Raw genomic sequence first — 12,116 nt, 5'->3', positions numbered from 1 at the left:
CTCCGTTGCGGAGCAAGACTCATTTTCCCTGCGCGTCCTCGCGGCGCAGCTGGCCGCAGGCGGCGCTGATGTCGGTACCCAGACGGCGGCGCACCGTGGCGTTGACGCCCAGTGCCTCCAGCTCCTTCTGGAAGCGGTGCACATTGGCATCGTCGGTGGCAGAATAGGGGCTGCCGTCCACGGGGTTGATGGGAATCAGGTTGACGTGCGCGCCCATGCCCTTGATGAGGTTGGCGAGCTTCTGCGCCATCTCACTGCTGTCATTGACACCGCGCACCATCGAATACTCAAAGCTGATGCGGCGGCCCGTCTCCTTCTGGTAGCGGCGGCAGGCCGGGATCAGCTGCTCCAGCGGGAACGCATCGTTGACCGGCATCATGCCGGAACGGGTCTTATTGTCCGGCGCATGGAGCGAGACAGACAGTGTCAGCTGCAGATGGCGCTTCGCCAGCTCGTCGATCTTAGGCACAAGGCCGCAGGTCGACAGGCTGATGTTGCGCATACCGATGTTGACGCCCTCCGGGCAGGAGATGATCTCCAGAAAGTCCATCACATTATTAAAATTGTGCAGCGGCTCACCGATGCCCATCAAAACAATGTGGGAGACGCGCTCGCCGGTGTCCTTCTGTGCGGTGTAAATTTCCGCCGCGATCTCCCCTGCCGTCAGGTCGCGCACGCGGCCCGCCTGGGTGGAAGCGCAGAACCGGCAGCCCATCGCGCAGCCCACCTGGGTGGACACACAGACAGTATTGCCGTATTTGTAGCGCATGAGCACGGTCTCGATGCAGTTGCCGTCGGCCAGCTGCAAAAGATACTTGACCGTACCGTCCCTGGACTGCTGGCGGCGGCGGATGACGGGGGCTGCAATCGTGCACTGCTCCTCCAGCTGGGCCAACAGCGCCTTGGGCTGGTCGGTCATCTGGGAGAACTCCGTCACAAGCTTCTGGTGCAGCCATTTAAAAATCTGCTTGGCGCGGAATTTTGGCTGACCCAGTCCCACGATGTAGGCCGTCAGCGCGTCCAGCGTCAGGTCGGAAATACAGATTTTTTCGCCCATGCGGGGTCACCTCCTTTTATAAGAACGAGTTTACAGTCAGTTTCGTTCCAGGATGGCGGCAAAAAAACCGTCCGTCCCGGTTCTGTGGGGCAAAAACAGCGTGCCCAGCGGCGTGATGTCCGCCCCCGGCAGCGCCGTCTTTGGCAGTACAACGTGAAAATCAGGATTGGCGGAGAGAAATTTCTCCACCTGGGCCTGATTCTCCTTATCGTTCACTGTACAGGTAGAATACACCAAACGGCCATTTTCGGCAAGTGAATCTGCGCCGTTTTGCAGGATTTTTTGCTGGGCAGCGAGCAGATTCTCTATCCCGTCCAAATCCTTGTAACGAATGTCCGGCTTTTTGGCGATAACGCCCAAACCCGAGCAGGGCACATCGCAGAGCACACGGTCAAATGTTGGCCAGTCGGAATTGTGCTGTGTGGCGTCATTTTCAACCGCTACGGCACAGGTGATGCCGCAGCGGTCAAACGCCTGCTGCAAAAGCGGCACGCGGCTGGGCACGAACTCGCCGCTGACAAGCTGGCCTTTGTCCTGCATGGCCTCAGCCAACGTCAGGCTTTTGCCGCCCGGCGCGGCGCAGAAATCGAGCACCTGCTGCCCCGGCAGTGCGTCAACGCAGAGCGCGGCAAACTGGCTGGCAAGCCCCTGCACATGGAAAAGCCCTTTTTTGAATGCCGCGCTCGCGGCGGGCGAACCGGCAAACTCCACGACCAGCGCCCCCGGCCAGGGGCCGGGCGTCACGGTATGGCCCTCCTGCTGCAAAAGCGCGGTCAGGGCGGTATCGTTCGTGCGCAGTGTGTTGACGCGGATCGTCGTCTTAGGCTTTTCATAAAATGCAGCGGCCAGGGGGAACGCCTCCGCCCCGAACTGCGCATAGAAAAGCTCGGCCACCGGGCGGGACAGGCAGTAGTAGATCGAGAGCCGGTCCAGAGGGTCGGCAAAATCGGCTTCGGAGACATCGGCGGCAGCGGCGCGGCGCAGCACGGCGTTGACCATGCCTGCGGCGCTGGATTTTCCCAGTGCCCGCGTCAGCTTGACCGATTCATTCACAGCGGCGGGCAGCGGGACATTCATGTACAGTGCCTGTGCCAGTCCCGCCCGCAGCACGGCGCGCACCGGCGCGTCCAGCTTGGCGATGGGCTTTTTCGTAAACTGATTTATACGATAGTCCAGCAGCGGCAGACGCTCGAGCGTTGTGTAAAAAATGCGCGCGGCAAAGGCGGCGTCGCGGCTGTCCAGCGGCGGCGTGCACTTTTTCAGCTCGGCGTCCAGCACAAGGTTGGCGTAGCCTGCCTGCTCCTGATGAATCAGGGCCTTGACGGCGAGACGGCGCGGCGTCACAGGCTGTCCCCCACTTTCAGGCGGCGGCCCGCGGCCCAGGCTGTGCCCGCCATCGGCTTGCCGCCCTCGGGCGTGACAGTCAGCAGCGCGACAGCGCCGTTTTCAGCGGCAATCGTCAGCGGCTTCAGGGCCAGCACGGTGCCGGGGGCTGCGTGCTGCGGGTTTTCGGCCAGGCGGCTTTCCAACACCTTGATGCGCTTGCCGTCCTGCGCGAACCACGCCACGGGCCACGGGTTCATGCCACGCACCCAGTTGTGGATGTGGGCGGCATCCTGCGTAAAGACGAACTGTGCCATGTCCTTCGTCAGCGGCGGGGCCATGGTGGCGGCAGCGTTATCCTGCTTGCGCGGGGTCAACTCCCCTGCCTCGATTTTTTCCAGCGCGGTGACCAGCGTTCCGGCACCCACGGCGCTGACGCGGTCAAACAATTCACCGCTTGTCTCCTCGGGGCCAATGGTGACCGGCTCCACCATCAGGATGTCGCCGGTGTCCAGCCCTTCGTCCAGCTGCATGATGGTCACACCGGTGCCCTCGTCACCGTTGAGCACGGCCCACTGGATGGGCGCGGAGCCGCGGTATTTGGGCAGCAGCGAAACATGCAGATTGATGCAGCCGTACTTCGCCGCATGCAGAAGCTGCGGCGGGATGATGCAACCGTAGGCCACAACGACGATGATGTCGGGCGCCAACTCTTTGATAAGCTCATCGGACGAGCCGTCCCGCAGCGTGCGGGGCTGGTAGACCGAAAGACCGTGCTCAACAGCCAGCTGCTTGACCGGCGGCGCGGTCAGGATCTGCTTGCGGCCCACGGGCTTGTCGCGGCGGGTAAAGACACCGCAGACCTCGTGCCCGGCGTCCAGCAGGGCGGCCAGGCTTTCGGCGGCGATGTCAGGAGTTCCCATAAACAGGATGCGCATAAATTTTAGTCCTCGTTTTCCTCGGGGTAGTCGTCCTCATAGAAATGCTCGGCCAGGTCCATGATGGTGATGCCGTCCAGATGGTTGTTCTCATGCTGGATGCAACGGGCGAGCATGTCATCAGCCTCCAGTTCAAACCACTCGCCGTGGCGGTCCTGTGCTTTGACCTTGACGTGCTTCGAGCGCTTGATCGCACCGTTATGTCCCGGGAAGGACAGGCAGCCTTCGTACAGTTCGACCTGCTCGTCGCTCAGCTCGAGGATCTCGGGGTTGATGAACTCAATGAACTTGTACTCGTAGTTCGCGGGAACCTCCTCGGGCAGGTCGCGGTCATCCAGGCAGATGAACAGGCGGCGCATCATGCCCACCTGCGGGCCGGCCAGACCCAGGCCGTTCGCGGCCAGCAGGGTCTCCTTCATATCGTCGAGCAGAGTGCCCAGACGATCATCAAACTTGGTAACGGGGCGGCAGACTTTCTTCAGGATCGGGTCGCCGTCCTGCACAATGGTACGCAGTGCCATAAAAATAACCTCCAAATGTTATAAATCGCCATCAGAATTGAAATCGAGGATCACGGATGCCTTCTGCGGCAGCTTTTCGGCATCGTAGGCGTCCAGTGTCTCGTGCAAAAGCGCGCGGAACGCCGCGTCATTGCGGCATTTCAGCGTCAGCTTGTAGCGAAATTTGTTGTTGAGCATCGTAATGTTCATCGGCGCGGGGCCTAAAATGCGCAGCGGGATATTGGGCTTTTGTGCGGCGTGCTGACCCAGCAGTGCGCCAAACCGCTGGGCTGCGATGAACACGGCCCCCTCCTGGTCACCGATGAAGCCGACGACCACGAACGAGCAGAACGGCGGGTACAGACTGAACCGGCGGAAGGTGATTTCTTCCCGGTAGAAGCCCTTGTAGTCCTGCGCGGCGGCCAGCTGCAAAACGGGGTGGTCAGGCACGGATGTCTGGATCAGCGCCCGCCCGGGCAGTGCGGCGCGCCCGCCGCGGCCCACGACCTGGGTGATAAGGCTGAACACGCTCTCGTATGCGCGGAAGCCCTGCCCGAACAGCAGCGAGTCAATGCCTAAAACGCCGACGAGCGTGACCTTTTCAAAGTCAAGGCCCTTGGCGACCATCTGGGTTCCCAGCAGAATATCATATTCGTGCCGCGCAAACTGTGCAAGCATCGTCTCATGCGCGTCCTTGCGGGAGGTGGAATCCTGATCCATACGCAGGATGCGCGCACCGGGCAGCAGCTCGGCCAGCTCCTCCTCCACCCGCTGGGTGCCGAAGCCGCTGTAGCTGATTTTGCCGCCGCACTCGGGGCAGGTCTGCGGCAGCGGGTGTACCGTGTGGCCGCAATGGTGGCACAACAGTGCCTGCTGCGGCTTGTGGTAGACGAGCGGCACGCTGCAATTCGGACATTTCAGCACATGGCCGCAGGTGGTGCACATGCCGATGGTGCGGTAGCCGCGGCGGTTGAGCAGCAGAATGCTCTGCTCGCCGTTGTCGAGGTTTTCCTGCAGTTCCCGCGCCAGCCGCACGCTGACCTCGCGCGGGTTGCCTGCGGCCAGTTCGGCGCGCATGTCGATGAAATCGACGCTGGGCAGAGGCCGCCCGCCGTAGCGGTGGGTCAGCTGCACCAGCTGCAGCTTGCCGCTCTCGGCGGCGTGGTAGGTCTCGGTCAGTGGTGTGGCCGAGGCAAACAGCAGCAGGGCGTTTTCCATGACCGCACGCTTTTTGGCAACATCGTGGGCGTCAAAGCGCGGGGCGGACTCGCTCTGGTAGGTGTGCTCCTGTTCCTCATCCATGATGATAAGGCCAAGGTTTTGCAGCGGCGCAAACACTGCACTGCGCGTACCTACGACAATATCGGCGTTTCCCTGCTGGATCATCCGCCACTGCAAAAGGCGCTCGGTATTGTTGAGCGCCGAATGCTGCACGGCCAGACGACTGCCGAAGGTGGACTTGAGCCGTCGTATCATCTGTGGTGTCAGGCTGATCTCCGGCACCAGGACCAGTGCGCGGCGGCCCAGCTCCAGCGTGCGCTGGATAAGCCGCAGAAACACAATGGTCTTGCCGCTGCCGGTTACGCCGTGCAGCAGTGCCGCGTGGGGTCTGGCATCCTCCAGATTCGGCAGCAGATCGTTAAAAACCTGCTGCTGTTCAGGGGACAGCTCCAGCGGCTGCGGGTCAAACGGGATGGCCGCAAACAGGTCGATGGCCTTGTCCTGCTCGGCGGCGGTCAGCACGCCCTTTTTGACAAGGCCGTCCAGCGTTGCCCGGGAAATACCGACCTCGTCGAGCTGCCGCGCGGTCAGCGGGCCGTTTTGCAGGGCGGCGACAGCGGCCAGTTGGCGCGGGCCGGGCTTTGGCTTTTCCGGCAGCGCCCCCGCCAGCGTGTACAGGCGCTCTGTAGAGCGGGTCAGGCGGCCTTGCATGACGTGCCTGCCGTCCACGACAGCGGGCCGGTACTGTGCGCCATACGGGATGACTGCCTTGACGGCCTCGAACCAGGTGCAGAAGGTGCGCTCTTTTAGAAAGCGCACAAGCTCCAGAAGGTCCGGCGTCAGGCGGGCATCCTCGGGGGCGGCGTCGTAGAGCGTTTTCAGCCCCTTGGGGGCGTCGCTCTCGTCCACCTCCCCGACAGCCAGCACAACAGCCATCCGGGCCTTGCTGCCCCGGCCAAACGGCACCAGCACCATACTGCCGGGAAAGACCCTCCCGGCCAGCTCCGCGGGGATGCGGTAGGAGTACAGCTTGTCAAAGTGGATGTTCGCGTCGTTGACGGCAGCCTGGGCCAGCAGCAGGCTCATTCGTCGCTGCCGTGCTGCAGCTTGAACTGGATGATGGAATAAATGCTCTCGGCGCAGGAGTCGACCTCAATGTTGACGACATGCTCGTCGTAGTTGACGGAGTTTGCAATCTCTGCCTCGGCACGCTTCAGGCGGCGCTGGATGGTCTCCTCATCCTCGGTGCCGCGGCAGCGCAGACGGCGCTCGAGCTCCTGCATATCCGGGGGCAGCACAAAGATGGTCGTTGCACCGGGGTACATCTTCTTGATGTTGCCTGCGCCCTCGACCTCGATGACGAGGATGACCGGGATGCCCAGCTTCATGCGGCCCTCGATCTCGCTGCGCAGCGTGCCGTAGTAGTTCTCGCAGTATTTTGTGTGCTCGACGATCTGGTCATGGGCCAGATTATCCTCAAAATCGGCTACAGACATGAAGTGGTAGTTGATGCCGTCCTTTTCACCCTCACGCGGGGTGCGGGTCGTGGCGGAGACGGTGTGCTGAATTTCAGGGTGCTTTTTCAGCAGAGCGGCAACAACGGTATCCTTGCCGGTGCCGGAAGGGCCGGAGACAACAAACAGATATTTTTCACCTTTCATCGTTACTTCCTCTTTTCTTCAGTTTCTTCGTTGGCACGCCCGGTCAGGCTTTCCAGCGGGATGCCGGACAAAATCACATGGTCAGAGTCCATGATGAGCACGGCCTGGGTGCGCCGCCCGTAGCTGGCATCGATCAGTGCGCCCTTCTCGCGGGCATCCTGCACCAGACGCTTGATAGGCGCAGAATCCGGGCTGACGATGCCGATGATGCGGTCAGCATTGACCATGTTGCCAAAGCCAATGTTCAGCAGCTTCATGGCGGACCTCCGTTACTCGATGTTCTGAATCTGCTCGCGAATTTTTTCGATTTCGGATTTCAACTCGACGACCAGCCGCGTGATGGCTACGTCCTGGCACTTGGAGCCAATCGTGTTGGACTCGCGGTTCAACTCCTGCGTCAAAAAGTCGAGCTTGCGGCCAATCGGCTCGTCCAGCTCGAGGATCTCGCGGTACTGCGCCACATGGCTGTGCAGACGGACGGTTTCCTCGTCGATGGCGGTCTTGTCCGCAAAAATCGCGGCCTCGGTCACAAGGCGTCCCTCGTCGATGCTGCGATCCCCCAGCAGCTCCTGCAGGCGGGCGTAGAGCTTATCGCTGTAGGCCTGCACGCGGCCCGCGCTGTTCTCCTCGATTTTGGCGACGAGCGTTTCAATCGTGGTCAGGCGGCCTGCAACATCGGCCTTCATCTTCTCGCCTTCGACGGCGCGCATTGCGACAAAGGCGTCCACGGCCTGCTCGGCCACTGTCCTGACATCCTCCCACAGCTCGTCCTCATTCGTCGGGGCGGCAGTCTGGGTCAGCACGTCCGGGAAGCGGGACAGCATCCCGACGGAGACGTCGTTTTTCAGATCCATCCGCTCGGCCATCGCATTCAGTGCGGCGCGGTAGCCCTCGGCCAGCTGCCAGTTGACGGTGACGACGGTATCCGCCGCCGTGACGGTCTGGATGGAAAGGCTCAGTTCTACCTTGCCGCGGCTGACCTTGGAGGCGACGAGCTTTTTCAGCTTGTCCTCCAGAAATGCGCAGGAGCGCGGCAGGCGCGAGGAGTATTCAAAAAAGCGCGCGTTGACGCTGCGAAGTTCAACCTTGATGTCACGGCCATGCAGCAGCGCACCGGCACGGCCATATCCTGTCATGCTCAAAACCATAACCTACACCTCATAAACACATATATTTTATATTTTACTATTTTTGGGCGCAAGATGCAAGGCTGACGCCGGGATTTTGCAATATTTCACGCAGTTTTTGTGGCGCGGTAAACAAAAACCGCCCCCGCGGCAGAGCGGGAGCGGCAATTTTTTTACTTAGACGGGGTGAGACTTGTTTTCGTAGTCGGCGTGCAGAGCATCGACACCCTGCAGACGGGCGTTGCGCTTCTCAAAGAACTTGGGCGCGACCTGCGGGAACATGGCGTAGGTCAGAACGTCCTCCTCCTGGATGGCGTACTTGGAGGCCTCGGCCTTCAGCTTCTCCATCTCGGGCTCAAGGGTGTCGGCAAAGCGGCAGGTGATCGGCTGCTCGCCCTTCAGGATGAAATCACTGAACTCCTTCTTAATGGGCGCGGGGGTCTTGCCGTAATCGCCGTGGACCAGGCCCTTGAACTCCTTGGTGACCATCTTGTAGCGCTCACCCATGATGACGTTAAAGACGGCCTGGGTACCAACGATCTGGCTGGTCGGGGTGACCAGCGGCGGATAACCGGCATCCTCACGGACGCGGGGAATCTCCTCCAGAACGTCCTGGAGCTTGTCCTCCTTACCGGCGTCCTTCAGCTGCTTGAGCATATTGGAGAACATGCCGCCCGGAACCTGATACAGCAGGGTGTTGGCATCAACGCCCAAAGACTTCTGGTTGATCTGGCCGTTGGCGATGTACTTCTCGCGCAGCTTGTTGAAGTAAGCACGGACGACATTCAGCTGGTTCAGATCCAGACCGGTGTCGTAGTCGGTGCCCTGCAGGGCGGCGACCAGGCTTTCGGTGGGCATGTGAGAAGTGCCCAGAGCCAGAGGGCTCATAGCGGTATCGACGATGTCGGCACCAGCCTCGATGCCCTTCAGGATGGACATGGAAGCCAGACCTGCGGTGTAGTGGCTGTGGATGTCCACGGGGATCTTGACGGTCTTTTTCAGCTCGGAGACCAGCTCATAGCAGGTGTAGGGCTTGAGCAGGCCGGCCATATCCTTGATGCAGATGGAGTCAGCGCCCATCTCCTCGAGAGTCTTGGCATAGTTGGCGAAGTACTCGTTGTTATGTACCGGGCTCAGGGTGTAGCTGATGCAGGCCTGAACATGGGCACCCTCCTTGTTGGCTGCCTTGATGGCAGTCTGCAGGTTGCGGGGGTCGTTCAGCGCGTCAAAGATACGGATGACGTCGATGCCGTTGGCAACGGACTTCTGGACGAAGTACTCGACGGCGTCATCAGCGTAGGGACGGTAGCCCAGCATGTTCTGGCCGCGGAACAGCATCTGCAGCTTCTGGTGGGGCAACTCCTTGCGCAGAATGCGCAGACGCTCCCAGGGGTCCTCGTCCAGGAAGCGGATGCAGGAGTCGAACGTAGCGCCGCCCCAGCACTCAACGGAGAAATACGGGATCTTGTCCATTTCGGGCAGGATGGGGCGCATCTCGTCCATGGTCATACGGGTGGCCAGCAGAGACTGATGGGCGTCACGCAGGACGACCTCAGTAATCTTAATGGGTTTCTTAGCCAATGTGATTCACCCGGCCTTTCTATTAGTTCATGGTGATGAGCAGGTCGCCGGAGTTGACAACGTCGCCCTTGCGCACATTGACGCTGGCAATGGTGCCGTCCTGCGGAGCGCTGATCTCGTTCTCCATCTTCATGGCCTCGAGGATCAGCAGGGTGTCGCCAGCCTTGACGGAGTCACCGGCCTTGACCTTGACATCCAGGATATTGCCGGGCATGGGAGCGGTGACGGAGACAGCACCGGCGGCACCGGCAGGAGCGGCAGCAGGTGCAGGAGCAGCGGCGGGAGCCGGAGCGGCTGCGGGGGCAGCAACAGGAGCAGCAGCGGCAACGGGAGCGCCGGTGCCTTCCTCAACGGTGACATTATAAGCAACGCCGTTAACGGTAACGATCAGGTTTTTCATGGAAAAGTCCTCCCTATTTCAAGGTTGATGATTACAGCGTGATATTGCCGTGCTTCTTAGCCAGGCGCACAGTACGCTTGCTGGCCAGCATATCCAGAGCCTGAGCGACAGCGCCGCGGGCGGTGGCAGCATCGGCAATGGCGTCAGCAGCACCGTTGGCCACAGCGGCATTGGCGCTGCAGACCTCCTTGGCGTAGGCGGCAGCCTTGGCCTTGGTGGCGTTGACGATGTTATCGGAAGCAAAGATCTCGTCCTTGTACAGAACGGTGACAGCGGCCTCGGGAGCCAGCGGGGCTACGGTGCAGCCCTGCACAGCGACACGCCAGTCGGCGCAGGCGGCAAAGACCGTGTAGGCAGGGCCGACGGCCTCACCGGCCAGTACGGCGACCTTGACGGTGGTAGCCTCGGCGTAGACACCGGCCATACGGGCAGCCTGACGGATGCCGCCAGCCTGATCGTCGCCCTCGCTCTTGCCGAAGCCCTCGGTGTTGACGACGGTCACAACGGGGATGCTATAGGCATCGCACAGACGAACGAAGCGGGCAGCCTTGGCGGTGCACTTGTGGCACAGGGCGGCCTTCTCGGTGGCCAGGATACCAACGGCGCTGCCGTTGATGGTAGCCAGCGCGGTGACGATGTTCTTGCCGTAGCCTGCGTACAGCTCCACAGTGCTGCCCTCATCGGCCAGAGCAGAGATCGCGTCAGCCGCGGAGTACTTGACGAGGTCAAGAGCCTTGGAGGGAGCGGCAAAGTCGAACAGCGCAGGACCGGCCAGATTGTTGGCGGGCAGCAGGGCGACGATGGAGGCAGCCTGCTTGGCGGCGGCAACGGCGTCCGCAGCGGTAACGGCGGCGACACCGGCCTTGGCGGCAAACGCGGCAGAGCCGGCGTTTGCAACCTTGTCCTCAGCGTTGAACGGAGCGTTCAGGAACAGCTCGGCATCCTCTGCCATGACACAGACGTCCGCGGCAGCGGCGTTGATGGCGTTGGTGCCGGCGCAGGTACCGGTGACAACGGCGACCTGAGGCACAACGCCGGAAACGCGCGCAATCTCTGCGGTCAGGCGGGCGTTGGCGTTGAGCAGATCAAGACCGCCCTCAAGCTTGGCACCCGTGGAATCATAGAACGTAACAACCGGTGCGCCGGTCTCGGCGGCCATCTCCAGCACGCGGATATTCTTTTCAATATCCTGCACGCCGACGGGAGAACCGTCCTCAAACACGACGTAGGCGTTCTGGCCGTTTGCACAGCCGTAAGCAGCACTCACTGCGCCGTCGGTAAACAGCGGCGAGTAGGTGCCGTCATCAAAAAATGCTGCAAGGATCTCTGCCTTGCCGGGCTTATTTGCTGCCATACAGTTTCCTCCTATGGTAAAGCTGACTGTTTTTTATAAAAATACTTTACAAAAAATCCGCCATTTAATTGAATTATACTACGTTCGCGACGTTTCCACAAGTGGAATATTGCACATTTTTCAGAATTTTCTGCAATTTTAGTCAGAATTTGTGCGCTTTTTAAGGGGACCGGGACGGCGGGCCGGGCTGGCAGCACGGCTCTCCCCTTTGCCGGCAGATTTCATGGCTGCGTTGCGCAGGGCATTGATCTCACTCTTTTTCAGCTCACGGTACTCGCCGGGCTGCAGCATACCGAGCTTGACGGGACCCTCGGCGCTGCGGCGCAGGCGCACGACCTGCAGGCCGACAGCGGAGCACATGCGGCGGATCTGGCGGTTGCGGCCCTCGTGCAGGGTGATCTCCAGCACACTGCGGCCCGGCTCATCGACCACGACGTGGATGACGCAGGGCTTGGTCTTGACGCCGTCATCCAGCACAACGCCGGACGACATCTCGATGATCTGCTGCTCAGTGGCGCGGGGATTGACCGTGACGCGGTACAGCTTGCCGACACCGCCGGACGGGTGGGTCAGCATATTGATGAACGCGCCGTCATCGGTCATGAGCAGCAGACCCTCGCTGTCCTTGTCCAGGCGGCCCACCGGGCGCAGCATGGCGGGCACATCGGAAACAAGATCCATGACGGTCTTGCGGCCACGGTCGTCAGAGCGGGTCGTCAGATAGCCGCGGGGCTTGTGCAGCATGATATAGGTGTACTGGCGCTTGCGCACGATGCGCTGTGTCTGCCCGTCGATCATGACCTTGTCATAGTCGGGGTCCATCTTGTCGCCCAGGGTGACCGGGTGGCCGTTGACCTTGACTTTGCCCGCAGCGATCAGGCGCTCGGCCTCGCGGCGGGAGCAGATGCCCTGGTCGGCCAGTACCTTTTGAATACGTTGTTCTGCCATTAAAAT

General features: G+C 61.1%; 12 protein-coding genes. All 12 read right to left on the bottom strand.

The genetic code is table 11. The annotated features are described in order from the left end of the window. Nucleotides 1-19: 19 nt before the first annotated feature. The 12 genes from rlmN to B5D32_RS03835 all read right to left on the bottom strand — a co-directional run bounded on the left by rlmN (nt 20) and on the right by B5D32_RS03835 (nt 12,110). Nucleotides 20-1,057 (bottom strand): dual-specificity RNA methyltransferase RlmN, encoded by a 1,038-nt coding sequence (rlmN, locus tag B5D32_RS03890; protein ID WP_078783780.1) that lies wholly within the window; start codon nt 1,055-1,057, stop codon nt 20-22. A 36-nt stretch (nt 1,058-1,093) separates the two neighbouring features. Then, nucleotides 1,094-2,401 (bottom strand): 16S rRNA (cytosine(967)-C(5))-methyltransferase RsmB, encoded by a 1,308-nt coding sequence (gene rsmB / locus B5D32_RS03885; RefSeq protein WP_078783778.1) that lies wholly within the window; start codon nt 2,399-2,401, stop codon nt 1,094-1,096. Further along, a complete protein-coding gene (gene fmt / locus B5D32_RS03880) occupies nt 2,398-3,318 on the bottom strand; it encodes a methionyl-tRNA formyltransferase (protein WP_078783777.1) in 921 nt (306 codons plus the stop codon). Before fmt ends, rsmB begins: the two co-directional genes overlap by 4 nt. A 5-nt stretch (nt 3,319-3,323) precedes the next feature. Continuing rightward, the gene (def, locus tag B5D32_RS03875; RefSeq protein WP_078783776.1) at nt 3,324-3,839 is read right to left on the bottom strand and encodes a peptide deformylase; all 516 of its coding nucleotides are present in this window, start codon (nt 3,837-3,839) and stop codon (nt 3,324-3,326) included. Between the two features lie 18 nt (nt 3,840-3,857). Next, nucleotides 3,858-6,125 carry a replication restart helicase PriA gene (gene priA, locus B5D32_RS03870; protein WP_078783775.1) on the bottom strand — a complete coding sequence of 756 codons (2,268 nt, stop codon included), beginning with the start codon at nt 6,123-6,125 and terminating at the stop codon, nt 3,858-3,860. After that, nucleotides 6,122-6,700, bottom strand: coding sequence for a guanylate kinase (gene gmk / locus B5D32_RS03865; RefSeq protein WP_078783774.1), 579 nt, complete (start codon nt 6,698-6,700; stop codon nt 6,122-6,124). The genes priA and gmk overlap by 4 nt, the downstream gene beginning before the upstream one ends. A 2-nt stretch (nt 6,701-6,702) precedes the next feature. Continuing rightward, complete coding sequence (locus tag B5D32_RS03860) at nt 6,703-6,957, bottom strand: DUF370 domain-containing protein (RefSeq protein ID WP_078783773.1); 255 nt, start codon at nt 6,955-6,957, stop codon at nt 6,703-6,705. A 12-nt stretch (nt 6,958-6,969) separates the two neighbouring features. Continuing rightward, nucleotides 6,970-7,848: a YicC/YloC family endoribonuclease gene (locus B5D32_RS03855; RefSeq protein WP_078783772.1), complete on the bottom strand. Its 879-nt coding sequence runs from the start codon at nt 7,846-7,848 to the stop codon at nt 6,970-6,972. Nucleotides 7,849-8,004: 156 nt separating this feature from the next. Then, complete coding sequence (locus B5D32_RS03850) at nt 8,005-9,408, bottom strand: oxaloacetate decarboxylase subunit alpha (protein ID WP_078783770.1); 1,404 nt, start codon at nt 9,406-9,408, stop codon at nt 8,005-8,007. Nucleotides 9,409-9,430: 22 nt separating this feature from the next. Further along, nucleotides 9,431-9,808, bottom strand: coding sequence for a biotin/lipoyl-containing protein (locus B5D32_RS03845; protein ID WP_078783769.1), 378 nt, complete (start codon nt 9,806-9,808; stop codon nt 9,431-9,433). A gap of 31 nt (nt 9,809-9,839) precedes the next feature. Continuing rightward, the gene (locus tag B5D32_RS03840) at nt 9,840-11,162 is read right to left on the bottom strand and encodes a carboxyl transferase domain-containing protein (protein ID WP_078783767.1); all 1,323 of its coding nucleotides are present in this window, start codon (nt 11,160-11,162) and stop codon (nt 9,840-9,842) included. Nucleotides 11,163-11,300: 138 nt separating this feature from the next. Continuing rightward, nucleotides 11,301-12,110 (bottom strand): pseudouridine synthase, encoded by an 810-nt coding sequence (locus B5D32_RS03835; RefSeq protein ID WP_078783766.1) that lies wholly within the window; start codon nt 12,108-12,110, stop codon nt 11,301-11,303. Nucleotides 12,111-12,116: the final 6 nt, after the last annotated feature.

Origin of the sequence: Gemmiger formicilis, from assembly GCF_900167555.1 — a bacterium.
GTDB classification, from domain to species: Bacteria; Bacillota; Clostridia; order Oscillospirales; family Ruminococcaceae; genus Gemmiger; species Gemmiger formicilis.
The sequence above is the reverse complement of the archived record's forward strand: the minus strand, read 5'-3'. Positions and strand labels throughout refer to the sequence as shown.